This window comes from Pseudarthrobacter sp. NamE2 (assembly GCF_005796205.1).
Lineage (GTDB): Bacteria > Actinomycetota > Actinomycetes > Actinomycetales > Micrococcaceae > Arthrobacter.
In genome coordinates this window covers 48,832-74,169 of the sequence record NZ_VAHN01000004.1, presented here as the reverse complement: position 1 = coordinate 74,169, position 25,338 = coordinate 48,832, and the positions used below count along the sequence as shown (strand labels likewise).

Genomic DNA, 25,338 nt, shown 5'->3' with positions numbered 1-25,338 from the left:
AGGGCCGCGGCTGGACAGCAGCCGCGGCCCTTCAACCATCATGACGACAGGAGGCACGCCCGTGAGCGCTGAAGCCCAGGCCGCCCGGCCCAGTGCCATCGCCGGTTACGAGGACTGGCCCGCTTACGTCCGGCAGCACCCCCGCTTCGCTGCCGCCGCGCCCGAAGCGCAGGAACTGGCGGACGCGCTGGGCGTTCCGGGCATGCCCGGCGCTCCCGCTGTAACGGTTCACGGGGAGGAAACGCACCACGGGGTCACCACCTCCCAGCTCAGCTGGCAGTTGGGCTTCGGCCCCCGGAGCACCGGCTGGCTGCTCCGGCCCGCGGACGCTTCCGGCCGGCTGCCGGGCGTCCTGGCACTGCACTGCCACGGCGGCAACAAATTCGGCGGCGCGGACCGGCTGGTCGAGCTCCCGGCGGACCACCCAGCAAACCCCCGGACCGGCTATGAGCGCCGGGCCCTTGCAACGGACATCGCCCGCAACGGTTTCGCTGTCCTGGCCCACGACGCCTTTGCCTGGGGCAGCCGCCGCTTCGACCTCTCAACACCGCCATGGCGCACTGCCGCCGCGCTCGAGGCGCGGCGCGCGCAGTGGCGGGAGGACGGCGTCGTACCTTCAGAAGCGGAGGACTACAACGCCGCTGCAGGCATCCACGAGGACACTGTAGCCAAGACGGCCGGCCTGCTTGGCACCAGCCTGGCCGGCATGGTGGCCCACGACGACCTCGCCGCCCTCGAAATCCTGGCCGGCCTTCCCGGCGTGGACCCGGACCGGCTGGGCTGCGCCGGGTTCTCTGGCGGCGGCGGCCGCTCCGTTGCCCTGGCTGTCCTCAGTCCCCGCATCCGCGCCTCGGTGGTGACCTGCATGATGACAACCTTCCAATCACTCCTGCCCGCATACCTGGACGCCCACTCCTGGCTGCTGCAAACGCCCGGACTCTGGAAGCTGGGTGACTGGCCGGAGCTCACCACCCGATCCGCACGGGCAAACTTCCTGGTGCAGTACGCACTGGCCGACGAACTCTTCCCGGAAGACGGCATGCGGGACGCCCACCGGATCCTGGAGTCGCTGCACGCCTCCGGCAGGTACACCGGAAGCTTCTGGCCGGGCGGGCACGTATTCACCGCGGCCATGCAGGAGGAGGCCACCGCTTTCCTCGCCGCCACCCTCAACACTTCACCTTCATCCACCCCCCAGCCTGCAAGGACTTCTTGATGACTCAGCGATCCGCAACCGCGGAATTCGGCGCGCCCAGCGCCGCACAGCCGCCGGTTGCCGTTCCCCGCATTGCCCTGGTGGGCGTCCACGGGTTCGGCGAAAGGCACCTCACCAACCTCGCCCGGCTTGAGGAAGCCGGCGCCCTGGAACTCGTGGCCGTGGCCGACCCCAACCCGCCGGCCCCCGGACGGCTCAAGGATTCCGTGGCCGTCTTCACCGACCTGGACCGGCTGCTGGCCGCCCAGCCGGGCGCCGACGTCGTCATCCTGGCCACGCCCATCCAGACGCACGCACCGCTGGCTCTCGCCGCGCTGGCCGCCGGCATGGACGTCTACGTCGAAAAGCCTCCCGTGGCGTCCCTTGCCCAATACAGCGAGGTGCTTGCAGCGGCAAAGGCCGCCGGCCGGCTGGTCCAGGTCGGCTTCCAGAGCCTCGGTTCACACGCGCTTCCGGCCATCCGCAACCTTGTCTGGTCCGGCGGGATCGGTGATGTCCTGGGCCTCAGCGCCAAGGGCCAGTGGGTGCGCAACAAGGCCTACTTCAAGCGCTCCCGCTGGGCCGGCAAACGCAGCCTGGACGGCATCGACGTAGTGGACGGAGTGGCCACCAATGCCCTGGCGCACGCGGTGGCCACGGCGCTGCACCTGGCCGGGGCGCACACGGTGGCGGACCTCGCGTCCGTGGAGACTGACCTGTACCGGGCGCACGACACCGAAAGCGACGATACATCGGTCATCCGGATCCGCACTGCCCACGGCGGAACCCTGATGTGCGGGCTCACCCTGTGCGCGCCCGAGCAACTGGATCCCACCGTGACGATCCACGGCACCCGGGGCGAGATCACCCTCTACTACACAAGGGACGAGGTAGTGGTCACCACCCCCGAGGGCGAGCGCCGGGAAAGCTATGGCCGGACAGACCTGCTGGAGAACCTCCTCGCGGCCCGGACCGGCGGCGATCCCCTGCTCTGCCCGCTGCAGCAGACCGGAGCATTTACGCTGGTGCTGGAAGCCATCCGGACGCTGCCGGCGCCGCAGGCCATCGGGCCGGACCACATCACCTGGGAGGGCGAGGGCGACGACGCACACCCCGTGGTGCACGGCATCGCGGAGCTGATTGACCGGGCGTGCAGGGCACAGGCCACGTTCGCCGAGCTCGGCGTTCCGTGGGCCCGTTCCCTTCCGCCGGTCCGGTCCCTGACCCTTGACGGGGCCACCGTGGCGGACTACCAGGACGGAACCCACATCCGCGCCGTGTCCTCGCCTCGCCCTTACCTGCACCCCGTCCGCACCCTGGGCGGCACCGTGGTGACGGACCACCAGCCGCTGGACCACGTCTGGCACCTGGGCGTTGGCGTGGCACTGCAGGACGTGAACGGCGTCAACTTCTGGGGCGGCCGCACGTACACGCGTGAAGCGGGCGGGTACGTCTGGCGGCCCGACCACGGCAGCATCGCCGTCCTCGAGACCCCCGTCGAAGAAACGGCGGCCGGCGCCGGGAGCCCCGGCCGGCTGCAGGAACGCCTGAGCTGGAACGGTCCCGACGGCGCGCCCGTCCTGGGGGAAGAGCGCACGTGGACCTGGACCGGCGTCAGCCCGTCCGTGTGGAGCCTCTCCCTCGAGTTCGCCCTCTCCCCCGCCGGTGACCGGCCCGTGAACCTGGGCAGCCCTGGTTCCAACGGCCGGCACGAGGGCGGCTACGGCGGCTTCTTCTGGCGGCTCCCGGCGTGCGGGGGCGCCAACGTCTGGACGGCCGTGGGCAGCGGGGAGTCCGGGGTGCATGGCAGCGTTTCGCGCTGGCTCGCCTGGTCCGGAACATTCGACGGCGGCGAAGCAACCCTCATTTTCGTGGCGCCGGAGGGCTCCACGGACCCGTGGTTCGTGCGCAAGGACGGCTACCCGGGTGTTGGCCAGTCGCTGGCCTGGGGGACCCCTGCCACCGCCAAACCCGGTCTTCCGGTGCGCCGGAAAATCACCGTTTTTGTGGCCGACGGCATCCTGGGCACAACCGACATCGAAGACTTGATCAACCAGCAGGGGGACCTCTCATGACACAGGCAACAGCCGCACCGCCGCGGGCCGCAAGGACCGCACCGGCCTCCGTGGAGGACCGGGCGGTGAAGCGCCGGCGCGTCCTGGACATCCTGGATGCCAGGGGCCGGGACTCTCTGCTGCTCACCACGCACACGGCCCTTACCTGGTACCTGGACGGCAGCCGGGTCCACATCAGCCTCGCCGGCGACCCCGTCGCCGCGGTGCTGGTGGACCGCGACGGCGACCACCTGGTGACCTTCAACAACGAGGCCGGCCGCATAGCGGCCGAGGAGCTCCCCGCCGGCGTCTCCCTCCACTCCGTGCCCTGGTACGGGAACCTGCACGAGGCTGCCGCCGCCGTCGGCCGTTCCGCCGCTGCGGCAGGGCAGGGTCCGCTGGTGGAGGCAGACGTGGCGTCCGAGCTGCGCGCCGCCCGCCAGCAGCTACTGCCGGGCGAAAGCGCGCGCTACGCCCTCCTCAGCGGCGAACTGGCGGCCCTCATGACGGACGTCCTGTCCAGGGCCCGGCCGGACACCACGGAGTTCGAGCTGGTATCCAGGCTGGCCGGGCGGGTTGTGGCTGCCGGCGCCGAACCGCTCGTCCTGCTGTGCAACGGCAGTTCCCGCAGCGGCTTCCGGCACCCGCTGGCCACCCACTCCCCCATCGGCCGCCGCGCCATGACCGTGGTGTGCGCACGCCGCGACGGCCTGGTTGCCAACATCACCCGCTGGGTAAGGTTCGACGCCGGCACGCCCCAGGAGCGCGACGCCGAGTCCCGCATCGCCGCGGTGGAGGCAGACATTTTCGATGCCACGGTTCCCGGCGCCCGGCTGGACCGGATCTTCACCGAAATCAAGACCGCCTACGTCCGCCACGGCTTCGGTGAAGACCAGTGGGAGCAGCACCACCAGGGCGGCCCCGCCGGCTACGCCGGGCGTGATCCCCGGGTTACCGCTTCCGCCACGGACACGGTGGTCCTGAACCAGACCTTCACCTGGAACCCGTCCGGCCCTGCGGTCAAGATCGAGGACACCGTCCAGCTCACGGAGTCCGGCCTGCAGGTCCTCACGGTGGACCCGCGCTGGCCGGTCAGCACTGTCAACGGGCTGCAGCGGCCGGCGACCCTGCAGCTGTAGGGGCCAAACGCTCTCTCAGATCCCGCGGTTAAACCCGAAACGCTCTCTCACTTCCGGAAGGAAAGTGGGAGAGCGTTCGGTTCAAACCCACATTAAGTGAGAGAGCGTTGCTACGGAAGCTGCAGCTCGCCGTCCACCCGGCGCGGGATGCCCAGCGGGTTGCTTTCATGCAGCGCGGGGTGCAGCACGCTTTCGGGGGCGTCCTGGTACGCAACCGGGCGCTGGAACCTGCGGACCGCCGTCGCGCCAACGGACGTGAACAGGGACGTGGTGGCCGGGTAGGGGCCGCCGTGCTGCTGCGCCCAGTTGACGGCGACGCCCGTAGGCCATCCCTCAAAGAGGACCCGCCCTGCCAGCCCGGACAGCTGCTCCACCAGGGCTGCGATATCCTCGCCGGGCTGGGCGTGCAGGGTGGCCGTGAGGCTGCCGGGCACCTTGGCCAGCACCCCGGACAGCTCCTCCTGGCTTGAGTATTCAATCAGCATCGTAGTGGGACCGAAGCATTCCTCCAGCAGCTGCTCCGGGCGCTCCAGCACCTTTGCCGCCGTCGTGGAGAAGACCACGGGTGCGGCACCGTTTGCAGCGGCGTCCTGTTCCACGGTGCCGCTGACCACGTCCACGCCTGGGACGGAGGCGAAGCTGCGGAGGCCGTCCGGGTAGGCCTCGGCGATCCTGCTGGTCAGCATGCCCAGCGCCGGCTTGTCCTTGCTTGCATCCGCCACTTCCTGCGCAAAGGAGGTTCCGGCCGGGATGAAGACAAGGCCGGGCTTGGTGCAGAACTGCCCGGCGCCAAGGGTGAAGGAACCGGCCAGGCCTTCGGCGAGCTGTCCGCTGCGTTCTGCCAGGGCCGCCGCGGTGATGACCACCGGGTTGAGGCTGCCCAGTTCACCGTAGAAGGGGATGGGATCGGGGCGGGAGGTGGCAAGGTCGAAGAGGGCACGGCCGCCGGGGATCGAGCCGGTGAAGCCCACGGCCTTGATGGCCGGATCCTGGACCAGGGCGGTGCCCACCTCGCGTCCGCTGACGAGTGTGAACAGCCCTTCGGGTGCTCCGGCACCGCGCAGGGCCTCGGCGACGATTTCCGCCGTGCGCTCGGACAGCCGCAGGTGGCCGGAGTGGGCCTTCACAATCACGGAGCAGCCCACGGCCAGGGCGGACGCGGTGTCGCCGCCGGCGACGGAAAAGGCGAAGGGGAAGTTGGACGCTGAAAAGACCGCCACCGGGCCGATGGGGCGCAGGATGCGGCGGAGGTCCGGCTTGGGCGGGGTGGACGCCGGGTCAGCGTGGTCGATGACGGCTTCCAGGTAGGAACCTTCGGTGATCACGCGGGCGAAGAGGCGCAGCTGTCCGGTGGTCCGGGCTACCTCGCCGGTGAGCCGCTGGGGACCCAGGCTGGTTTCCGAATCCGCGACTTCCACCAGTTCGGCGGCGTGGGCATCCAACGCGTCAGCCACGGCCGTGAGCCACCGGGCGCGTTCGGCGTCCGACGCTGCTGCCGAGAGTTTGGCTGCCTCGGTTGCTGCGGAGGTGAGTTCGGACAGGGAAAGCGTTGCAGTTGTCACGTCAGGAACCTGTTCGTCGTATGTACATGTATGGTCACAGCCCGTTCCGGAACCGGAAGCCCAGTCCCGGCTGGCCGGTCAAAGCCACCCTGCTGTCCGTGAACCGAACGGGAGACGGTCCGTCCAGGATGCCCAGCTGCTCAAAGGACGCCTCTTCAACGTCCTCCACCAGCGTGGGCTCCGCCAGCGTGAGCGCCAGCTGGCCGGACAGTTCCGGAAGCAGGTGGGGCATGACCCGGATGCTGTTGGTCCGGGCCAGTTCAACAATGCGCCGGAACGGGGTGATGCCGCCCACGCGCACGATGTTGGGCTGGATGATGTCCACTGCTTCCGCCTCAATGAAATCCCGGAAGCGGTAAATGGTGTGCAGGTTTTCGCCGAGGGCGATGGGCACCGGTGAGTGCTTCCGCAGCCTGCGGTAGGCCCACAGGTCGTCTGCGCGGATGGGTTCCTCCAGCCAGTCCAGCCCGAATTCGGACAAAACGTCGAGGGCGCGGAGCGTGGTGGGTAGGTCCCAGCGCTGGTTCGCGTCGATCATTAGCCTGCGGTGCGGGCCCAGGACAGAGCGCACCGCAGCCACGCGTTCGGCGTCCTCACGCAGGTCCGGCTTGCCCACCTTGATCTTCACGGCCTGGTGCCCTGCGGCGACCCACCGTTCTGCCTGGGCAACGAGCTCCTCAATCGTGTAGTGCAGGTTCACGCCGGACCCGTAAACCTCTGCGGAATCCTGCCGCTGGCCCAGCAACCCGGTGACGGTGGTGCCCGCACGGCGTGCCTGCTGGTCCCACAAAGCGAGGTCTGCACCGGCCATTGCGATGGTGGTCAGTCCCCCGCCGCCGGCCTCGTGCAGCCGCTTCCACAGCGCATCCCAGACCGTTTCCGGATGGGCCGGAAGTCCGGTGATGAAGGGCGCGATGTCGTGATCGAGCAGCGCCCTAACCGCGTGCGGGCCGATAGTGGGCGTCCAGGAGAACCCGTGCCCCGCGCCGCCGTCATCCGTCTGGATTTCGGTGACGATGACGTGGTTTTCCGGCGCCTCGGCACCCCAGTGCCGCCGCAACGGGACCGTGATGAGCCTGCTGCTGAGCCCGGTGATGCGCGGGACCGTGCGGACGGCTTCGGCTGCGGGGGCGCTCATCAGTGGCCGGCCAGCTCGTAGCCCTTGGCAAGGATGGCTTTGAGCTCCACGAGCTGGTCCTCGGTGGGATCCACCAGGGGCGGCCGGACGGATCCGACCGGGAGGCCGCCGAGCCGCAGTCCTGCCTTGATCAGCGAAACGCCGAAGCCGGGGGTCTGGTCCCGGAGGCGGACCAGGGGTCCGTAGAATCCCTCGAGCAAAGCGTTGCGGCGCTCCTCATTTCCGGAAACGTAGGCGTCGTAGTAGGCCTTCGCGATTTCCGGCGCCATGGCGAAGGCGGCGGAGGAGTACAGCGGAATGCCAAGGCCGCGGTAGGCCCCCTGGGTCAGTTCGGCGGTGAGCAGGCCGTTGAAGAACGCGAAATCGTCGCGGCCAGCGGCCTTGACGGCGGTGACAATTTCCTGCGCCAGGCCGACGTCACCCAGGCCGTCCTTGAAGCCGACCACCTTGGGGTTGGCCGCGAGCCGGGCCATGGACGCGGCCGTGAACTTGGCGTTGCCGCGGTGGTACACGATGACGGGCAGGCTGCTGGCGTTGGCCACGGCCTCGATGTAGGCAACCAGCCCGGCGGTGGGGCCGGTGACCAGGTAGGGCGGCAGCACCAGGAGGGCGTCGGCGCCGGCCTCCTCGGCCGCCTTGGCGACGGCGAGGGCGTGGCCCAGCGGGCCGCCGGCTCCGGCCACCACCGGGACCTTCCCGGCAACAACCTCGACGGCGGCCGCCACCACGGTGCGGACCTCATCGATGCTCAGGGCGTGGAATTCACCGGTACCGCATGCGGGGAACACACCGCCGGGGCCGAATGGAAGCCGGGAGCTGATGTGTTCCTTGAGCAGGTCCACGTCAACGGCGCCTTCGGCCGTGAACGGGGTGACGGGAAAGAACAGGACGCCGTCGAATTTCATAATGTCTCCTTGGCTCCGGTGCCGGCAGCGGCCAGCACGGAGGTCTCGTCGTTGAGGGGGGTTTTGAGCTCGGTGCGCCAGGTCCGCTTGGGCTGCCAACCCAGAAGCTCCTGGGCCTTGGCGATGGAGAATGCGGGGCTGGTGCCGGTGAGGCCGGAGCTAAGTGCCTCGCTGCCCGGGAGGAACCTGGGCATCAGGCCGGCGAGCGGTTCCGTGGCGAGGGCATCCGCAGCGCCGACGAAGAAGGTCTCACCGTTAGGGATGGTGTCCATCTTCTCCAGCAGCAAATCAAGGAAATCTGCCACGTCCCGGGCGTCAACATAATTGAACAATGCAGGGGCGGACAGGGCAGGATCCGAAAGCCGCTCGGCCAGGGTGTGGCCCTGCTGGGTGGGTGCGCCTTCCCACTCTTCCGGGGAAATCACGAAACAGGGCCGGAACGCTGCGTACCTGATCTTTTCCCCCTGGGCGGCGGCGAACATCTGGACTGTCTGCTCGGCTATGAGCTTGGACAGGGCGTAGGCGTTCCAAGGCCTGGGCGGTGTCCGCTCGTCCAGCGGGAACGACGGCGGCAGCCATCCGGCCGGCGACCCGTAGCCCAGGACTGTGGGGCTGCTGGCCGTGATGATTCTCGGCACGCCCAGTTCCGTCGCCGCACTGATCACGGCAAAGGCGAGCCGGGTGTTCGTGGCGAAAATGACGTCCTCGGGTGCGCTGAAAGGCACCGCGATCGCTGCAAGGTGGATGACGGCGTCGGGCCTGGTTTTCCTGAGGAGGCGCAGCGCCTCCCCGGGTGCCAGGAGGTCGGCGGTTTCCTGCACGGCGCCGGCTGGCAGGTGCTCCGCCGGCAATGCGTCGCGGTCCACGGAGATGACGTCATGGCCGGCTTCCGCGAGCCCCGCCACCACGCTGCGTCCCAGCCGGCCGGAGCCGCCGGTGACAAAGATCCTGCTCATGGTTGTTCCTTCGGGATCGGGCGGGTCACTTGCCGCGGCGGAGGTCGACGCCGAGGTCCAGGTCCTCGATGCGGACGGGCAGGGAAGACTCCAGCGACTGGTTGCCGGCGATGCCAACGGAGACGGAACGCAGTCCGTCAAGGTAGCCGGAGGGGCGGCCCAGCGGGTCCTCACCGGGCCCGTTAAACAGGTCCGAAAGCAGGAGTTCATCGCCGCCGCCGTGGCCGCCCTCGCCGTTGACGATCGGCACCTCGTAAGCTGCTTCCCAGTGCCGCTGGACGACAAGGCGTTCACCGTTGCGGCGGATGGCATCGTCTTCCTCGACGGGCGTGGCGCTGGGGTCCACGACGGTCTTCTTGTCCGTGCTGCTGGTGACGGCGGCGCGTTCCACCACTTCCAGCTCCGCGCGGCCCTCGGTGCCGTTGACGGCCACCCGGTAGCCCTCCCAGGGGCTGTGGGCGTTCAGCGAGTAACTCAGGCGGGGGCCGCCCTGGTATTCGACCACCAGCGCGAGGTTGTCCTCGATGGTGATGCCGCCGGTGAACACATCCTGGTCGCGGCGGTAGCCGTCGTAGTGCTCGTTGTCCAGGAAGAGGGCCTTCAGCCGCTCATCCTCGCGGAGGTCAAGCGTGAACGGGTCCTTCTCTGCGGCCGCCGGGGCGTCGGCGTCGGGAGTGCCGCGGTCGGGACGGGGGCCCAGGCCGCGTTCGGCGGCGTTCTTGTCACCGTAGAACTTCAGGCCGCCGGAGGCGAAGACGCGCTCGGGCACATCGTCGATCCACCAGTTGACCAGGTCGAAGTGGTGGGAAGCCTTGTGGATCAGCAGGCCGCCGGAGTTCTTCTTCTCGCGGTGCCAGCGGCGGAAGTAGTCCGCGCCGTGGACGGTGTCCAGGACCCAGCTGAAGTCGATGGAGGTGACCTTGCCGATCACACCGCTCTGGATGATTTCCTTGAGTGCGCTGTTGCGCGGCGAGTAGCGGTAGTTGAACGTGACCACCACGTTGCGGCCCGTCTCCTTCACCGCCGTGGTGATGCGGCGGCAGCCCTCGGCGTCGATGGTCAGGGGCTTTTCGACGACGACGTCGGCGCCGGCGCGGAGTCCCTCCACGATGTAATCGGCGTGGGTGTAGTCAGGGGTGGTCACCACGATGCGGTCAATGGCGTTGGCCTGGATGAAGGCAGTGAGCTCCGACGGGTCGAAGGTGGAGATGGGGCCGGGAGCTCCGAGTTCCTGGATGAGCTTCTGGTAGAACTCCACCCGGCCGGGATTGACGTCGGAGAAGGCGACCAGCTCGGCTGCGTGGGCGTAGTTGCCGAAGATGGCGCGGATGTACATTTCGGAGCGTCCGCCGGTACCGATCAGGGCGATGCGGGCCTTGCCGCCATTATTGGCGGTAGGGGCGGCAGCAGTGGCGGCGCCGGTTGCCACTGCTGAACTCGACTCGGCTGTGTTGACCATAATGGGCCCTTTCGGAAGCTTTGAGGCGGCCTTGCGGAAGGCCAATCAGGACGGCACCGGCGTCTTGCTGCACCGGCACGAGAAAGCGCTTTCTCGGTTCTCTAATAGATTTGTACCAACCACCCCGGTCCCGCGTCAACCATTATGGACACTAAAGGAAAGCGTTTTCTCGACCGGCGGCAAACGGCCGCTGCGTTTCCGCTGCAAATCGTGCGGGAAAACGCGGGAAAACAAATAGAAATCGCTTTCCCGTCCCGGTATATGCTGGCACTCAACACACCGCCACCACGGCGGCCGGGCACTGCTGCAGAACTGGCGAAACCGGCCGTGGACCAGAGGTCCGTGGCGCTACGAAAGGGCTCCAATGGTCAGGAAATCGGCAACCGGCCGGGTCGGCATCGCGGATGTCGCCGTCAAGGCGGGTGTTTCGCATGCCACGGTTTCCCGCGTCATGAACGGCAACTACACGGTGGATCCGGACATCGCGGCCCGCGTCCGCGCTGCAGCCGCCGAACTGAAGTACCAGCCGAATCCGGTGGGGCGCAGCCTGGCCCTGGGGAAAACGGACACCATTGGAATTGTGGTGCCGGACCTGGCCAACCCCACCTTCCAGGCGATCCTTCGCGGGCTCAGCCGCGCTGCGGCCCAGGACGGGTACCGCGTCCTGATCGCCGACTCCTTCGAGGTCTCCAGTGAGGAAGCCATCCTGGCCGGCGAGGCCCGCCGTCGTTGTGACGGGCTGGTGCTGTGTGCGCCCCGCATGACGGACGCCGAACTCGAGGACATTGTGCCGTCCCTGCATCCTTTGGTCCTGATCAACCGGGCCACGGCAACGAAAGGGGTGCCCAGCCTGGTGGTTGACTACGGGCAGGGCGTGCAGGACATCGCGGAACACCTGGTGGAGCTTGGCCACACCCGGCTGGCGTTCCTTGCCGGCCCGCCGCGCAGTGCCTCCAACGGCCTCCGGCTTCAGGGACTGGAGGCTTTCAAGGCGGCTCACCCGGACGTCGAGGTGACCATGCTCGAGGGCGGGTCGGACTTCGACACCGGACACGAAGCCGTGGACGCCGTCCTGGACAGCGGCGCCACGGGGATCCTGGCTTTCAACGACCTTGTGGCCATGGGCCTGATGAGCGGCCTCCATGAGCGCGGGCTGGATGTCCCCGGCGACATCTCCGTCACCGGCTTCGATGACATTCCCTTCGCCAAATACACGACGCCGGCGCTCACCACGGCGGCGGTCCCCATCACGGAGCTGGGCGAACAGGCGTGGCAACAGCTGCGGGCGCTCATCCGCAAGGAGGACAGCGACGCGCCGGGCAGCCGGTACCAGCCGCGTCTGGAAGTCAGGGCAAGCACCGGCCCCGCCAAGGCGCCCCGCACAGCCGTCCACGGCTGACCCCCGGGCGTTTCGGGCTTCCCCTAAGACGCCAGGCCGGCTTCCTTGTAGTAGCCCTCGATGTGGGCGGCCACCAGCTTGGCCGCCAAACCGCCGTCGTTGTTCCTGATGGCGGCCAGGATGGCCTCGTGCTCGGCCCGAAGGCGGGAGGCTGTGGCTTCCCAGTCCGGCAGGTTGGACGTCAGTTCCGCGGCGTAGCCCTGGATGGCTTCGCGGAGGGAGCCCATCATTGCGCTCACCACGGCGTTGCCCGCGGCGTCGGCCAGTGCCAGGTGGAACCTGACATCCAGGGCAAGGAAGTCACCCACACCCAGCCCTTCGGCGGCCATGCCTTCCAGGAGCACGGCAGCGTCAGCCAGCTCGGGGGCATCCGGGCTCGCCTTCGCCACCGCCCACGACTCCAGGAGCACGCGCGTCTCCACGATGTCCGCCACGGGAAGGTGCTGGGTGGCAATGTGCAGGCGCAGGGCAGACGCCAGGGCAGCCGTCGGATCCGCAATAACAACAGTGCCGGCTTCGGGGCCCGAACCCACGCCGGCCCGCACCACCCCCATCGCCTCCAGGATCCGGATCGCCTCCCGCACCGAAGTACGGGATACCTTGAGCTGCTCGGCGAGGGTGCGCTCAGCCGGGAGCCGGCCGCCAACAGCCAGCCTGCCGCCGGAAAGCTCATTCTCGATCCAGGAAAGGACCAGCTGATGGGTGCGCATGGCTCCATGGTAGTTGATGTGGTTGGACCACATGACCTACAGTGTGGTTAGACCACAGGAAGTCCACGACTCGGACCTCCTGGCCCAACGGAGGACGCCATGACCCACACCATCCAGCCCAACAACCCGGAAACCACGCCCGCGCCGGATGCCACGGACGTTCCCGCCGTTCCGGCACTGACTCCTGCGCCGGCGTCGTCCGCTGTTCCTGCCGCCCTGAAACGCCGCATCCCCAAGTACTCGGATCTTGCTCCACTGATGCAGTTTAAGAAGCCGGAGTTCAGCACGGAGGCCAGGCTGCAGCGGGCCAGCTCCATCTGGGAGCTGCGCGACATCGCCAAGCGCCGCACCCCGCAGGCGCCGTTCGACTACACCGACGGCGCGGCTGAAGAGGAGATCACCCTCGGCCGGGCCCGGCAGGCCTTCCGGGACATCGAATTCCGCCCTGGCATCCTCCGCAACGTTTCCGCCATCGACCTGTCCACCCGGATCCTGGGCAAGCCCTCCCGCCTGCCCGTGGGCATCGCCCCCACCGGCTTCACCCGGATGATGCAGTCCGAGGGTGAATACGCCGGCTCCCAGGCTGCGGAAGCCGCGGGAATCCCCTACACCCTCTCCACCATGGGGACGGCGTCCATCGAGGACGTGGCCGCCGCCGCCCCGAACGGCCGCAACTGGTTCCAGCTGTACCTGTGGACGGACCGCGACCGCTCCCTGGAACTGATCGACCGCGCCGCCAAGGCCGGAAACGACACCCTGATGGTTACCGTGGATACCGCCGTGGCCGGCGCCCGCCTCCGCGACGTCCGCAACGGCATGACCATCCCGCCGGCACTGACCCTCAAGACCGTGCTGGACGCGTCCTACCGTCCGGCCTGGTGGTTCAACTTCCTCACCCACGAGCCGCTGACCTTCGCCTCGCTGTCCCGCTACACCGGCACCGTGGCGGACCTCATCAACTCGATGTTCGATCCCACCCTCACCTTCGAGGACCTCGACTGGCTGCGCGAAACCTGGAAGGGCAAACTGGTGGTCAAGGGCATCCAGACCGTGGAGGACGCCCGCCGGGTGGTGGACCACGGCGCCGACGGCGTCGTCCTGTCCAACCACGGCGGCCGCCAGCTGGACCGCGCCCCGATCCCGTTCCACCTGCTGCCCGAGGTGAAGCAGGCCTTCACCTCGGACAACACGGATGCGGCCATCATGCTGGACACGGGCATCATGAGCGGCGCGGACATCGTGGCCGCGCTGGCCCTGGGGGCCGACTTCACGCTGATCGGCCGCGCCTACCTCTACGGCCTGATGGCCGGCGGACGGGCCGGAGTGGACCGCACCCTGCAGATCCTCGAAAAGGACATGGCCCGCACCATGGCACTGCTGGGTGTCAGCCGCATTTCGGAGCTCACCCCGGAGCACGTGCGGCTGCTGAACAAGTAGCCGCCACCCAACCTTGTAACGTCAAATGTCGTCGCGGGCCCGGAACGACACCTGATGCTACCTACTTGGGGGACGGCTACTTCTTGCGGCCGAACTTGGGAAGGTTAGCCAGCAGGTCGGCAGCCCGGGTGGCCGCCCGGCCAACGGTGCGGCCGATCTGCTGGGGCACGCTGTCGTCGCCCAGCGGGGCGGTGGTTCCACCGGGGATGACGACGGCGGGGCTCAACTCGGCGCCGTCGGGCGCCAAAACACCTTCGGAGACTGCCCCCGCTGCCACGGCCTGCGCCGTTTCGCCCGCGGCGGTGCCGGCGGTTTCCTTGGAGGCGGCCGTTTCCCTGGCGGGACCCGCGGAGGCGGCTGCAGTTGCAACAGCCGGGGACCCGACGTCGAACGTCTCCAGCCAGCTGGCAATCCCCTCGAGGGGCTTGCGGTTCAACGCGTAGTAGCGCTTCTGGCCCTGGGCACGCATACTCACCAGCTGGGCTTCGCGCAGGACTTTCAGGTGCTTGGAAATGGTGGGCTGGCTTGCTGCCAGTTCTTCCACGAGTTCCCCCACGGCCTTGTCTCCGGAGCGAAGGGCGACCAGGATGTCCCGCCGGGTTGATTCCGCAATGACGGCAAATACGTCGTCTGTCACCATGCCTCCCACCCTAGCGACATATACGCCGAAAGGCATCAACTATTTCGGGCAAGGGAACGGCCTCTTGCCCACGGTTCCTCCCGGTGCTACAACACAGCATGGCCGCGTCCTGCGCCAGCAACTGTTGAACATCGCGGCCGGCGTGGTGCTCCAGAGGGAAAAGACCGGCACCTAGCCGGAAAGCCTCACTGAGCCAACGGATGGCCTAGTCGAACCAGGGGTCAAGGCCGTGCAGCGGGAAGACGGCCTTCCGGGTGGCCATGACCGTCCTGTCCACGGCGTCGTTGGGGTCGAAGCCCACCTCCCAGGACCGCCACCACAATTCCACGTCGTCACCCATCAGGCCCGGTGCGGATGCGCCGAACTTCTCATGGACGTAGTCCCGCCACTCCTGCGGCACGGGGGTTCGCAGCGGCACCGGCCGCCCCGCAGCGATGGCCACCAAGTGGCTCCACGCCCTGGGTACCACTTCCAGGACGTTGTACCCGCCGCCGCCGGTCGCGATCCAGCGCCCTCCGCAGTGGCGTTCCGCAAGATGCCCAACGGCGTGGGCTGCCTCGCGCTGTCCGTCGACGCTGAGATTGAGGTGCGTGAGCGGGTCCGTCCGGTGCGAGTCGCAGCCATGCTGGCTGACAACTACTTCCGGTTCGAAGGCCGCCACGAGCTGCGGCACCACGGCATGGAACGCCCGCAGCCAGCCCGCGTCGCTGGTGCCTGCCGGCAGGGCGATATTAACCGCCGTCCCCTCCGCAGCCGGCCCGCCGATTTCGTTGGCGAAGCCGGTCCCCGGAAACAGGGTGAGGCCGGTTTCGTGCAGGGACAGGGTGAGGACCCGGGGGTCGTCCCAGAAGATACTCTCCGTCCCGTCACCGTGGTGCGCGTCGACGTCGATATAGGCCACCTTGCGGACGCCGCCGTCGAGCAACCTTTGCACCGCAAGCGCTGCGTCGTTGTAGATGCAGAAGCCGCTCGCGCGGTCGCGGGCAGCGTGATGCATGCCGCCGCCGAAGTTCACGGCATGCACGGCCGAGCCGTCCAAAATCCGGGACGCCGCCAGCAGGGATCCGCCGGCCAGCCGGGCTGCTGCCTCGTGCATTCCCGCGAACGCGGGGTCGTCCTCGGTGCCCAGGCCGCGGGACTCGTCCGGGTCGGAAGGATCCTCGCTGACCCGACGCACCGCTGCCACGAACTCGACCGAATGCACCCGCTCAAGCTCGTCGTCGGACGCAACCTCCGGCGCCTCAACGGCAACGTGGTCCAGGTCGAACAGCCCCAGGCTGCGGGCCAGCCGCGCCGTCAGCTCCATCCGCTCCGGCGCCATCGGGTGGCCCGGCCCAAAATTGTAGGCGGTCATGTCAGGGCCCCACGCCACCAGCGTCGGCGGCGCGGGCTGGCTGAGACCCGGCAGGTATGTCATCAATCACAGGCTACCCGAGCAGCACCCGCTGCCGGCCCGGCCATTGCGCGGGCATTAGTGGTTTACTACTGAGGGAAGCAGATTCAGACGAGGAAAAGCCACACATGACGCAGAGCCAGTCGCGGCCCCGGAGTGCGGCCATCTGGCATCCCGCAGCACAGGAGCGGGAAGGCCTCTGGCTCCTCACCCGGCTGCGCGACTTCATCGATGACATCGCCAACACGTCGCCTGCCCGGCTCGCCCTGACGGTATTCGCTGCAGTATGCCTGCTCTTCACATTCGTGCTGTCACTGCCCATCTCCTCTGCCGCCGGCACTGCCACCCCGCTGCACCAAGCCATGTTCACTGCGGTCTCGGCCGTCTGCGTTACCGGCCTCACCGTGGTATCAACCGCTGCGCACTGGTCCTTTTTTGGCCAGCTGGTGATCCTGATCGGCATCTTCATCGGAGGCCTGGGCACCCTGACCCTGGCGTCACTGCTGGCGCTGATGGTGAGCAAGCGCCTTGGCGTCCGGGGCAAGATCATCGCGGCGGAATCGATGAACAATGCAGGACGCCTCGGCGAAGTGGGCACCCTGCTGCGAATTGTCATCACCACGTCGGTGGTGATCGAAGCCATCCTTGCCCTGGTCCTCATCCCCCGGTTCCTCGTGCTGGGCGAGGACTTTTGGCGTGCCGTCTGGCATGGCTTGTTCTACTCCATCTCAGCCTTCAACAATGCAGGATTCGCCGTTCACGCCGATGGCATCGTTCCGTTTCGGAACGACCTGTGGATCCTTGTTCCCATCATGGCCGGTGTTTTCTTCGGCAGTCTGGGCTTTCCCGTGGTGATGGTGCTGCAGCAGAACGGACTCAACTGGAAGAAGTGGAATCTTCATACCAAGCTGACCATTGAGGTCTCGCTCATCCTTTTTGCGGCGGGAAGCGTGCTATGGGCTCTCATGGAGTGGGACAACGCCCGGACAATCGGAGCACTGGGGTTCAATGACAAGCTCTTCCACGCGGCTTTCGCATCGGTCCAGATCCGATCCGGAGGTTTCAGTCTGGTGGACCAGAACCAGCTGGAGTCCACCACCATGCTCCTGACGGATGCCCTCATGTTTGCGGGGGGCGGCTCGGCATCCACTGCCGGTGGAATCAAAGTAACCACTATCGCCATCATGTTCCTCGCCATAGCGGCAGAAGCCCGAGGAGATGCTGACGTGAAAGTACACGGCCGCACCATCCCGCAGGGGGCAATGCGGGTAGCTATCTCCGTGATCGTTGCGGGAGCGACGCTGGTGTCCGTGGGTTCGTTCCTCCTGTTGTCCATCAGCGGTGAGTCCCTGGACCGCGTGCTCTTCGAGGCAATTTCCGCGTTCGCCACCTGTGGGCTCAGCACGAACCTGAGTGGAGAGGTCCCGCCCGCAGGAGCCTACGTGCTGACCGCCCTGATGTTCATGGGGCGTGTTGGTACGGTTACCCTCGCCGCCGCCTTGAGCCTGCGCCAGCGCAGCCAGCTGTACCATTACCCGGAAGAGAGGCCCATCATTGGCTAGTTCCCCAGGCACTCCAAACCGCCCAGCCCATAATGCGCCGGTGCTCGTGATCGGACTAGGACGTTTTGGCTCCGCCACCGCTGAACAGTTGGTGAAGCAGGGCAGGGAAGTACTCGCGATCGAACGCGACCGGACCCTCGTGCAAAAATGGGCACCGCTCCTCACGCACGTGGTGGAGGCCGACGCCACCAACATCGACGCTCTCCGCCAGTTGGGGGCACAGGAGTTCAGCTCCGCCGTCGTGGGCGTGGGAACCTCCATCGAATCCTCGGTGCTGATCACCGTGAACCTGGTGGACCTCGGAATCGAGCACCTTTGGGTCAAGGCCATCACGCCGTCCCACGGCAAGATCCTCACCCGGATCGGCGCCAACCACGTCATTTATCCCGAAGCCGATGCCGGTGTCCGGGCCGCGCACCTGGTGTCAGGACGGATGCTCGATTTCATCGAATTCGACGACGACTTTGCCATCGTGAAGATGTACCCGCCGCGTGAAACGGTGGGCTTCACGCTGGACGAATCGAAGGTCCGCTCCAAGTACGGGGTCACCATCGTGGGTGTAAAGTCCCCGGGCGAGGACTTTACCTACGCCCGCCCGGAGACAAAGGTGTCCTCACGGGACATGCTGATTGTCTCCGGCCACGTGGACCTGCTGGAGCGGTTCGCCGCCCGGCCCTAGCCGAGCTGCCTGGTGATTTCCGCCGCCCGGTCCGCTGCCGCCCGCGCACCGGCGGCGATGATGGAGGGAATGCCGCGCTCGTCGAACGTCGCAATGGCACGCTCGGTGGTGCCGTTCGGGCTGGTGACCGCCTTGCGTAAGGCCGCGGGATCGGCCCCAGGTTCAGCAAGCATCAGTCCGGCCCCGGCAACTGTTTCGCGGGCCAGCAGCAGGGACAGTTCACGGTCCAGGCCCAGTTCCTCCCCCGCCGCAGCCATCGCCTCGGCCAGGTAGAACGCGTACGCGGGTCCGGAACCGCTGATCGCCGAGAGCGCGTCCACCTGCTCCTCGGGGACTTCGACGACGGTCCCCGCACCTTTCAGGACGTCCTTGACCATCTGCAGCTGATCACGGGTGCAGTTGGTGCCCGGTGACACGGACACCACGCCGCGGCCGAGTTTGGCCGGAGTGTTCGGCATGGTCCGGATGACCGGCTGCCCCGCCGGGAGGGCGGCTTCAAGCTGGGCGATGGACACGGCCGCGGCCACGCTGACCACAACGGTGGTGGGAGCCAGGGCGCCGCTGATTTCACGGGCAAGGTCAGTGATCCCGATGGGCTTGACGCCAAGGATTACGACGGCGGATCCCTTGGTGGCCTGCTTGTTGTTCTCCGGTTCCTCCTCGCCGGCGATCGCGGTGATGCCGTGGTAACGCTCAGCCAGTTCCGCGGCCCGTTCCGCACGCCTGACGGTGGCCACGATGTCCGCAGGCTCAGTCCCCGCTTCCAAAAGTCCGCCAAGGATGGCTTCGTTCATGGATCCACAGCCAAGGAATGCGATTCGGTTGCTCATTGCTCCATCATTGCAGTTCGGTCCGGCAGCTGCCGACTCCTTACGCAAACGCGCGCTTAACGATTCACAGCTTGCTCACATGTTGGGTGCAGGTAGCTCACAAGGAGCAGCCCTACTGTAGTTAGTACCTCATTGAGGGTGCGAGTGATGCGGCAGGCCTGGGGATGCCTGCCAGGGCGCCGGCGGCCGACGACAGGTTTTCCCCCATTTTTCCTGTTGCCGGCGCCGGCGCTCCGCGTTAAAGCCCGACGTCTGCTCGCACCGCGGGTACTAGACGGTGGCTTCGGCCGCGTGGGCCGGGACTACGTGCGGCGCGGGCTCGAGCGGGCCGTCGAAGACCAGCTGGTCGAGCCGGCGCAGGATGAGCCCTTCGCGCAGCGCCCACGGACAGATCCGCATTTTCTTGAATTTGAAGAGTTCCAGGGCAGCCTCGGCAACGAGCGCGCCGGCGAGCAGTTGGTGGGCACGGGCCTCCGAAACGCCGGGAAGGTGCAGCCGGTCCTCAGCCTTCATGGCGGAAATCCGCTGGGCCCAAATGCCCAGGTCCGTGGCGTTGAGTTCCCGCTTGACGTAAGGCCCGGCATCGCTGGGGGCGGCCCCGGCGATCCTGGCCAGCGACCGGAACGTCTTGGAGGTTCCGGCAACAAGGTTCGCCCTGCCAAGGCCGTCGAATTCGCGTACCGCCGGTTTTAGGGTGGCGCGGATATACCGCCGCAACTCCTTGACGCTCCTGGCGGTGGGCGGGTCTTCGGGAAGCCAGTCCCTGGTGAGCCGGCTGGCCCCGAGGGGCACAGACATGGCAACCTCGGGCAGTTCGTCCTGCCCGAAGGCCATTTCAAAGGAACCGCCGCCAATGTCCAGGTTCAGGATGGGTCCGGCACCCCAGCCGTACCAGCGCCGGACGGCGAAGAACGTCATGGACGCTTCCTCGCTGCCGGTGAGTTCCTGCAAGGTCACCGTGGTCTCGTGCTTGACCCGGGCCAGGACCTCGGGTCCGTTGGTCGCTTCCCTGATGGCAGATGTGCAGAACGCGAGAAGATCCTCGGCCTTGTGCCGGGCAGCGAACTCCCAGGCTTCCAGTACGAACTCTGTCAGCTCGTGCTGACCGGCATCGCTGATGCTGCCGTCCGGTTCAAGGTACTGGACCAGGGACAGCGGGCGCTTGTGCGACGCGAAGGGTACCGGGCGTGCGCCGGAATGTGCGTCCACCAGGAGGAGGTGGACAGTGTTGGACCCGATATCGAGGACGCCTAGCCGCATGGGGATATTATTGCCCGTCCGCGCGCTTGAAGTCGCGCTTGATGTTTGCCACGCCCTCCGGGTTGATTTCGAAACCGTAGGCAGCACCCGGGTTGATGACCAGGCCCAGTTCCTCGCCGATATTGGCGATAATGGCCGCGCCCTGCGTGCCCAGCACGTTGGGAGCCGCCTCAAGATACTGCTGATCCACCCGGCTGGGGTGCGAAAAGACCGCGAGGACGGGGTCGCCGTCGGCGTTGGCGAGGATCAGGGGCTCCACCTGGGAGTCCACACCCTCAACGGTGTCCGAGCTGACGATGTACACCTCGCTGTTGAGGAAGGCCAGGATGACATCCACCGGGCTGGCGTCAGGCTGTCCGCCCTTGGCGAGCTTTTCCTCGAGGTCGTTCAGCGGAGCGGGGTCGGCAATTCCAGGCTGTTCAGTCATTCCCCTAGCCGATCACGTCCGGCGGCGCCGCGCAATTTACGGCCGTCACCTACTTCTTTGCCGCTGCCTTTCTCTTGGCCGGCGCCTTGCGGGTGGCGGTGCGCTTGACTGGCCCCTTGGCCCGCTTCTCCGCGAGGAGTTCCACTGCCTGTTCCCGGGTCAGTTCCTCCAGGGAGGTGGCGCGCGGAACCGTGATGTTGGTGATTCCGTCGGTGATGTACGGCCCGAACCGGCCTTCCTTCACCACGATGTTCTTCTCCGATACCGGATCCGGGCCGAACTCGGCCAGCGGCGGCACGGCTGCGCGGGCGCCGCGCTGCTTCGGCTGGGAGTAGATCTCCAGGGCCTGTTCCAGGGTGATGGTGAAGATTTCTTCTTCAGAGCCGATGGACCGGGAGTCCGTTCCCTTCTTCAGGTACGGGCCGAACCGGCCGTTCTGCACCGTGATCGGGTTGCCGTCGGCGTCCTCGCCCAGCACGCGGGGCAGGCTCATCAGCTGCAGGGCCTCGTCCAGGGTGACGGATTCCACCGTCATGGATTTGAACAGCGAACCGGTCCGCGGCTTGGCCTTGACAGGCTTCTTGGGCGGCTTCGGCTTGCCGTTCTTGTAGTACTCCACCGGCTGCTTGGCGAGTTCTTCCTCGCTGATCTCCGGGATGATCTCCGTGACGTACGCCCCGTAACGGCCGTTCTTGGCGACAATGGTGTGGCCCGTGTGCGGATCGGTGCCCAGCACGCGTTCCTCCGGAGCCGCCGTCTCCATGAGCTCAATGGCCTTGGCTGCGGTCAGCTCATCCGGGGCCAGGTCCTCGGGAACGTTGGCTCGCGCGGACTCCACCAGTTCGCCGGTCTTGGCGTCCACGGTGGGCAGGGAGCTTTCCAGGTAGGGTCCGAACTTGCCCACCCGGAGGGTGATGCCGTCGGTGATGGGCACGGAGTTGATCTCCCGGGCGTCGATTTCTCCCAGGTTGTTCACGATGCTCAGCAGGCCCGGATCAGCGTCTTCTCCGTAGTAGAAGTGCTTCAGCCAGGCGGCACCCACTTCCTCGCCGTTGGCGATCTTGTCCAGGTCGCCTTCCATGTCGGCGGTGAACTCGTAGTCCACGTAGTCGGTGAAGTGCTGTTCCAGCAGCCTGATTACGGAGAAGGCGATCCAGCTGGGAACCAACGCCGATCCCTGCTTCCGGACGTAGCCGCGGTCCTGGATGGTGGAGATGGTGGAGGCGTAGGTGGAGGGACGGCCGATGCCCTTCTTTTCCAGCTCTGCCGTCAGGGACGCTTCCGTGTAGCGCGGCGGCGGTGACGTTTCGTGTCCCACTGCCACGATTTCCGCGGCGGTAAGCGAATCGCCCTTGGCAACGTTGGGCAGGCGGCGTGCTTCGTCCGGGTCCTCGTCGCCGCGGGTCTCGTCCTTGCCCTCCTCGTAGGCTGCGAGGAAGCCCGGGAAGGTGATGACGGTGCCGGAGGCGGAGAATTCGGCGTCCCGCCCGTCGGCGGCGACGGCCCCGAGCCGGATGGTGGCGGTGGAGCCCTTGGCATCGGCCATCTGCGAGGCGACGGTGCGCTTCCAGATCAGCTCGTAGAGGCGGAACTCGTCACCGGAGAGCTGGGCGGCCACCTGGGCAGGGGTGCGGAAGGAATCACCGGCGGGCCGGATGGCCTCGTGGGCTTCCTGCGCGTTGGCGGCCTTGTTGGAGTAGACCCGCGGTGAGCCCGGGACGTACTCCGGGCCGTACAGCTCGGATGCCTGCCGGCGGGCGGCGGTGATGGCTTCGTCGCTCAGGGCCGAGGAGTCCGTACGCATATAGGTGATATAGCCGTTTTCGTACAGCCGCTGCGCGATCTGCATGGTGCTCTTGGAGGAGAACCGCAGCTTGCGCCCCGCTTCCTGCTGCAGCGTGGAGGTGGTGAAGGGGGCGGCAGGGCGGCGGGTGTACGGCTTGGTTTCGACGGAGCGGACCGTGAACGAAGCGTCCTGCAGACCTGCGGCCAGCGACGTAGCCAGCTCCTCGTTCAGGTGCGCGACGTTTTTGGAGACCAGCACGCCGTCGTCATTGAAATCACGGCCCGCGGCGACCTTGGCGCCGTCCACTGCGGCCAGCTTGGCCTTAAAGGATCCGGCGTCTGCGCCGAACTGTCCGGTGAGGTCCCAGTAGGAGGCTGCCTTGAAGGCCATGCGTTCGCGTTCACGGTCCACCACCATTCGGGTGACCACGGACTGCACGCGTCCGGCGGACAGGCCGCGGGCCACCTTGCGCCACAGGACGGGGGAAATCTCGTAGCCGTAAAGCCGGTCCAGGACGCGCCGGGTCTCCTGCGCGTCCACCAGGGCGGAGTCGACGTCGCGCAGGTTGCCCATGGCGCGCTGGATGGCTTCCTTGGTGATTTCGCCGAACGTCATCCGGTACACCGGGACCTTGGGCTTGAGCACTTCCAGCAGGTGCCACGCGATGGCTTCGCCCTCGCGGTCCCCATCTGTTGCGAGATAAAGTTCGTCGGCGTCTTTGAGGGCCGCCTTGAGTTCAGTAACCTTTTTCTTCTTGTCCGCGGACACCACGTAGTAGGGCTTGAAGTCATTTTCAATATCGACGGCGAACTTGCCCACCGACGTCTTCTTCAGTTCGGCAGGGAGCTCCGACGGCTGCGGCAGGTCGCGGATGTGACCGATGGAGGCCTCTACGATGAAGCCCTCGCCGAGGTACTTGGCGATGGTCTTGCTCTTGGCCGGAGACTCCACAATCACGAGTTTCTTGCCGGTTTTGGCCTTGCTTGGCACGGTGCTCCTACAGAAAAAGGTTGCTGGGGCAGATGAGCCCATATTGGCCTAGTTCACCATATTTTGGACAATCTTGCGCAGTCCTGTGGAAAAGCCAGGGCTCCGGAGAGGCCTCGCCGGGACTCAGTCGGCGGCAGGAACCAGGAAGCCGTCGCGGACCAGGTTTTCGACGTCGGCAAGGAGTGCGCGCCGGAACGAACCGGCGTCTCCGGCCCCATCGTCCCCGCCCAGCAGCGCCTCCAGGGCGATGGCGATCTGCCCGGCGGACAGGTCGCCGTCGCACGCCGAAACGAAGCCCGCAAGCACGGTGCTGAGCAGGTTGGTGCGCCGAAGCCCCGCTCCCTGGCGCAGCAGGATCACCCCCGGATGCTCCGCGCCGGGCCGCTGGTGCCGTTCCTCGGTGACGTCGTCCGCCACCAGCAGGTGCGCATCCTCCAGCCTGTGGGCGGCCAGCCAGTCGGCGCGTTCGACGGCGGCGCCCAAGTGCGGGCCGACGGGCTGCTCGATGGGGTAGGTGATTTCCTCGAACCGGCGGAGGGCCGGCCCGCCGGACAATGGGCGGCGGAGCCAGACCATGCCGAAACCGATACCCTCCACGTTCCGGGATCCGAAATCCTCGAGGTAGGCGGCGTACGCCTCCTGGTAGTGCCGCCGGTCGCGGCTTTCTGAGGCGTCCTGCAGCCAAGTTTCGGCGTACTGCTCCGGGCTGACCAGCTCCCGCTGGATGAACCAGGCGTCCACACCGGACGGGACCCACCCCCTGGGCCGATCGTGCCATTCGGCGCCCGCTGCCACCTCCCAGTTGCCCAGCATCTGCGCCGTGCCCCCGGGAGCAAGCACGCCGGGCAGCTCCCCAACCAGTGAGGAGACGATCTCGTCGCCCGGCAGCCCGCCGTCACGGTAGGTAAACTGTCCGGCGGCATCCTCGCCAGGACGCCGCGGGGTAATGACGAAGGGCGGGTTGGACACCACCAGATCGAATGCCTCGCCGGCGACCGGTTCCAGGAGCGAGCCGAGCCGGAGGCTTACCCGGTCGTCCAGCCGCTCCGGGTCCACGGAGAGGGCTGCGGCATTGAGCAGGATATTGAACCGGGTGAAGGCAAGGGCCCGCTCCGAGATGTCGGTGGCAGTGACGTGTTCGCAGTGGTGCAGCAGGTGGAACGTCTGGATGCCGCACCCTGTGCCGAGGTCCAGTGCCCGCCGGGCGTGGCGGCGGATGGTGGTCTGCACCAGCGTCGTGGAGGCCTGCCCGATGCCCAGGACGTGGTCGTGCCGGAGGACGTCCTCGTGCTGGTGTGCCGCAAGGTCGCTTGCCACCCACAATTCCGCGCCGCCGCTGCCATCCTGGTTCGCGTCCCATCCGTACGGTCGCAGGTCCGCCTTGGCACTGAGCAGATCGGTGCCGGGAACGGGCTGGACCAGCCCGAGTTCCAGCAGGCCTGCCGCACCGGTGCCCGGCAGGGCGCCGTCGAGCGTTACCCAGTCTTGGGGCTCGGCAAGGAGCCAAAGACGGACGACGGCGGCGAGGCGCCGTGCGCCGTCCTCCTCCTTGGCAGCCCGCTGGGTGGCCAGCAGGGCGGGGATAATCTGGTCCCGGTTCAGCGCGGCGGAGGCGGCGGGCCCCAAGAGTTGCGCGACGCCGTCGAGCGTGTAGCCGAGCCGGCGCAGGTCTTCCGCGAGGGCGGCCAGCAGCGCAGGGCGGTCGCTGCGGGGGGCGTCCGGGGTGTTGCCGGAGGTGAACTCGTGTGGGGAACTAGGCACCGGACAAGTTTAGTCCTGGGCCTGACCCGTGACCCCTCGCCCGTGCTGGGCTGTCC

General features: G+C 67.3%; 20 protein-coding genes. 7 read left to right on the top strand and 13 right to left on the bottom strand.

Annotated elements, in window-relative coordinates:
• Positions 1-40 precede the first annotated feature (40 nt).
• The 3 genes from FDW83_RS06640 to FDW83_RS06630 are packed head-to-tail and all read left to right on the top strand — an operon-like array spanning position 41 to position 4,388.
• Complete coding sequence (locus tag FDW83_RS06640) at positions 41-1,216, top strand: acetylxylan esterase (RefSeq protein WP_138136845.1); 1,176 nt, start codon at positions 41-43, stop codon at positions 1,214-1,216.
• A complete protein-coding gene (locus FDW83_RS06635) occupies positions 1,216-3,270 on the top strand; it encodes a DUF6807 family protein (RefSeq protein ID WP_138136844.1) in 2,055 nt (684 codons plus the stop codon). The genes FDW83_RS06640 and FDW83_RS06635 overlap by 1 nt, the downstream gene beginning before the upstream one ends.
• Positions 3,267-4,388: a Xaa-Pro peptidase family protein gene (locus FDW83_RS06630; RefSeq protein ID WP_138136843.1), complete on the top strand. Its 1,122-nt coding sequence runs from the start codon at positions 3,267-3,269 to the stop codon at positions 4,386-4,388. Before FDW83_RS06635 ends, FDW83_RS06630 begins: the two co-directional genes overlap by 4 nt.
• Positions 4,389-4,498: 110 nt before the next feature.
• Here FDW83_RS06630 and FDW83_RS06625 read toward each other — a convergent pair whose 3' ends face one another.
• Genes FDW83_RS06625 through FDW83_RS06605 form a run of 5 tightly spaced genes read right to left on the bottom strand, consistent with a single transcriptional unit; the run spans position 4,499 to position 10,408 of the window.
• Positions 4,499-5,950, bottom strand: coding sequence for an aldehyde dehydrogenase (NADP(+)) (locus FDW83_RS06625; protein ID WP_138136842.1), 1,452 nt, complete (start codon positions 5,948-5,950; stop codon positions 4,499-4,501).
• A 34-nt stretch (positions 5,951-5,984) separates the two neighbouring features.
• Entirely contained in the window at positions 5,985-7,088 is a 1,104-nt protein-coding gene (locus FDW83_RS06620) for a mandelate racemase/muconate lactonizing enzyme family protein (RefSeq protein WP_138136841.1), read from the bottom strand.
• A complete protein-coding gene (locus FDW83_RS06615) occupies positions 7,088-7,993 on the bottom strand; it encodes a 5-dehydro-4-deoxyglucarate dehydratase (protein ID WP_138136840.1) in 906 nt (301 codons plus the stop codon). The genes FDW83_RS06620 and FDW83_RS06615 overlap by 1 nt, the downstream gene beginning before the upstream one ends.
• The gene (locus tag FDW83_RS06610; protein ID WP_138136839.1) at positions 7,990-8,949 is read right to left on the bottom strand and encodes an NAD(P)-dependent oxidoreductase; all 960 of its coding nucleotides are present in this window, start codon (positions 8,947-8,949) and stop codon (positions 7,990-7,992) included. The genes FDW83_RS06615 and FDW83_RS06610 overlap by 4 nt, the downstream gene beginning before the upstream one ends.
• 25 nt (positions 8,950-8,974) lie before the next feature.
• Positions 8,975-10,408, bottom strand: coding sequence for a Gfo/Idh/MocA family protein (locus FDW83_RS06605; protein WP_138136838.1), 1,434 nt, complete (start codon positions 10,406-10,408; stop codon positions 8,975-8,977).
• A 364-nt stretch (positions 10,409-10,772) separates the two neighbouring features.
• On the opposite strand from FDW83_RS06605, the gene FDW83_RS06600 reads away from it, so the two are divergent.
• Entirely contained in the window at positions 10,773-11,807 is a 1,035-nt protein-coding gene (locus FDW83_RS06600; protein ID WP_138136837.1) for a LacI family DNA-binding transcriptional regulator, read from the top strand.
• Between the two features lie 23 nt (positions 11,808-11,830).
• Here the strand turns inward: FDW83_RS06600 and FDW83_RS06595 are convergent, their stop codons facing one another.
• Positions 11,831-12,517 carry a FadR/GntR family transcriptional regulator gene (locus tag FDW83_RS06595; protein WP_138136836.1) on the bottom strand — a complete coding sequence of 229 codons (687 nt, stop codon included), beginning with the start codon at positions 12,515-12,517 and terminating at the stop codon, positions 11,831-11,833.
• A 99-nt stretch (positions 12,518-12,616) separates the two neighbouring features.
• On the opposite strand from FDW83_RS06595, the gene FDW83_RS06590 reads away from it, so the two are divergent.
• On the top strand, positions 12,617-13,954 hold the full coding sequence (locus FDW83_RS06590; RefSeq protein ID WP_138136835.1) for an alpha-hydroxy acid oxidase: 1,338 nt from the start codon (positions 12,617-12,619) through the stop codon (positions 13,952-13,954).
• A gap of 76 nt (positions 13,955-14,030) precedes the next feature.
• Here the strand turns inward: FDW83_RS06590 and FDW83_RS06585 are convergent, their stop codons facing one another.
• Complete coding sequence (locus FDW83_RS06585; protein ID WP_138136834.1) at positions 14,031-14,594, bottom strand: helix-turn-helix transcriptional regulator; 564 nt, start codon at positions 14,592-14,594, stop codon at positions 14,031-14,033.
• A 205-nt stretch (positions 14,595-14,799) separates the two neighbouring features.
• Positions 14,800-16,011, bottom strand: coding sequence for an acetoin utilization protein AcuC (locus FDW83_RS06580; protein ID WP_138136833.1), 1,212 nt, complete (start codon positions 16,009-16,011; stop codon positions 14,800-14,802).
• A 104-nt stretch (positions 16,012-16,115) separates the two neighbouring features.
• Between FDW83_RS06580 and FDW83_RS06575 the strand changes: the two genes are divergently transcribed.
• Positions 16,116-17,549, top strand: a complete 1,434-nt coding sequence (locus tag FDW83_RS06575) for a TrkH family potassium uptake protein (protein WP_138136832.1) — start codon at positions 16,116-16,118, stop codon at positions 17,547-17,549.
• A 40-nt stretch (positions 17,550-17,589) separates the two neighbouring features.
• A complete protein-coding gene (locus tag FDW83_RS06570; protein ID WP_171027469.1) occupies positions 17,590-18,228 on the top strand; it encodes a TrkA family potassium uptake protein in 639 nt (212 codons plus the stop codon).
• On the opposite strand, the gene proC is transcribed toward FDW83_RS06570, so the two are convergent.
• The 5 genes from proC to FDW83_RS06545 form a co-directional block, all read right to left on the bottom strand.
• On the bottom strand, positions 18,225-19,058 hold the full coding sequence (gene proC / locus FDW83_RS06565; RefSeq protein WP_138136830.1) for a pyrroline-5-carboxylate reductase: 834 nt from the start codon (positions 19,056-19,058) through the stop codon (positions 18,225-18,227). The two genes, FDW83_RS06570 and proC, sit on opposite strands and share 4 nt — an antisense overlap.
• Before the next feature lie 270 nt (positions 19,059-19,328).
• Positions 19,329-20,318 (bottom strand): Ppx/GppA phosphatase family protein, encoded by a 990-nt coding sequence (locus FDW83_RS06560; RefSeq protein ID WP_138136829.1) that lies wholly within the window; start codon positions 20,316-20,318, stop codon positions 19,329-19,331.
• 7 nt (positions 20,319-20,325) lie between these two features.
• Positions 20,326-20,745: an SseB family protein gene (locus FDW83_RS06555; RefSeq protein WP_138136828.1), complete on the bottom strand. Its 420-nt coding sequence runs from the start codon at positions 20,743-20,745 to the stop codon at positions 20,326-20,328.
• Positions 20,746-20,794: 49 nt separating this feature from the next.
• Complete coding sequence (gene topA, locus FDW83_RS06550) at positions 20,795-23,521, bottom strand: type I DNA topoisomerase (protein ID WP_138136827.1); 2,727 nt, start codon at positions 23,519-23,521, stop codon at positions 20,795-20,797.
• A gap of 123 nt (positions 23,522-23,644) precedes the next feature.
• Positions 23,645-25,282 carry a class I SAM-dependent methyltransferase gene (locus FDW83_RS06545; protein ID WP_138136826.1) on the bottom strand — a complete coding sequence of 546 codons (1,638 nt, stop codon included), beginning with the start codon at positions 25,280-25,282 and terminating at the stop codon, positions 23,645-23,647.
• Positions 25,283-25,338: the final 56 nt, after the last annotated feature.

Bases quoted from the DNA above. Each gene is read 5' to 3' on its own strand.
- FDW83_RS06640 (WP_138136845.1), top strand. From the start codon at position 41: ATGACGACAGGAGGCACGCCCGTGAGCGCTGAAGCCCAGGCCGCCCGG.
- FDW83_RS06635 (WP_138136844.1), top strand. From the start codon at position 1,216: ATGACTCAGCGATCCGCAACCGCGGAATTCGGCGCGCCCAGCGCCGCA.
- FDW83_RS06630 (WP_138136843.1), top strand. From the start codon at position 3,267: ATGACACAGGCAACAGCCGCACCGCCGCGGGCCGCAAGGACCGCACCG.
- FDW83_RS06620 (WP_138136841.1), bottom strand. From the start codon at position 7,088: ATGAGCGCCCCCGCAGCCGAAGCCGTCCGCACGGTCCCGCGCATCACC.
- FDW83_RS06615 (WP_138136840.1), bottom strand. From the start codon at position 7,993: ATGAAATTCGACGGCGTCCTGTTCTTTCCCGTCACCCCGTTCACGGCC.
- FDW83_RS06610 (WP_138136839.1), bottom strand. From the start codon at position 8,949: ATGAGCAGGATCTTTGTCACCGGCGGCTCCGGCCGGCTGGGACGCAGC.
- FDW83_RS06605 (WP_138136838.1), bottom strand. From the start codon at position 10,408: ATGGTCAACACAGCCGAGTCGAGTTCAGCAGTGGCAACCGGCGCCGCC.
- FDW83_RS06600 (WP_138136837.1), top strand. From the start codon at position 10,773: ATGGTCAGGAAATCGGCAACCGGCCGGGTCGGCATCGCGGATGTCGCC.
- FDW83_RS06595 (WP_138136836.1), bottom strand. From the start codon at position 12,517: ATGCGCACCCATCAGCTGGTCCTTTCCTGGATCGAGAATGAGCTTTCC.
- FDW83_RS06590 (WP_138136835.1), top strand. From the start codon at position 12,617: ATGACCCACACCATCCAGCCCAACAACCCGGAAACCACGCCCGCGCCG.
- FDW83_RS06585 (WP_138136834.1), bottom strand. From the start codon at position 14,594: ATGGTGACAGACGACGTATTTGCCGTCATTGCGGAATCAACCCGGCGG.
- FDW83_RS06580 (WP_138136833.1), bottom strand. From the start codon at position 16,011: ATGACATACCTGCCGGGTCTCAGCCAGCCCGCGCCGCCGACGCTGGTG.
- FDW83_RS06575 (WP_138136832.1), top strand. From the start codon at position 16,116: ATGACGCAGAGCCAGTCGCGGCCCCGGAGTGCGGCCATCTGGCATCCC.
- proC (WP_138136830.1), bottom strand. From the start codon at position 19,058: ATGAGCAACCGAATCGCATTCCTTGGCTGTGGATCCATGAACGAAGCC.
- FDW83_RS06560 (WP_138136829.1), bottom strand. From the start codon at position 20,318: ATGCGGCTAGGCGTCCTCGATATCGGGTCCAACACTGTCCACCTCCTC.
- FDW83_RS06555 (WP_138136828.1), bottom strand. From the start codon at position 20,745: ATGACTGAACAGCCTGGAATTGCCGACCCCGCTCCGCTGAACGACCTC.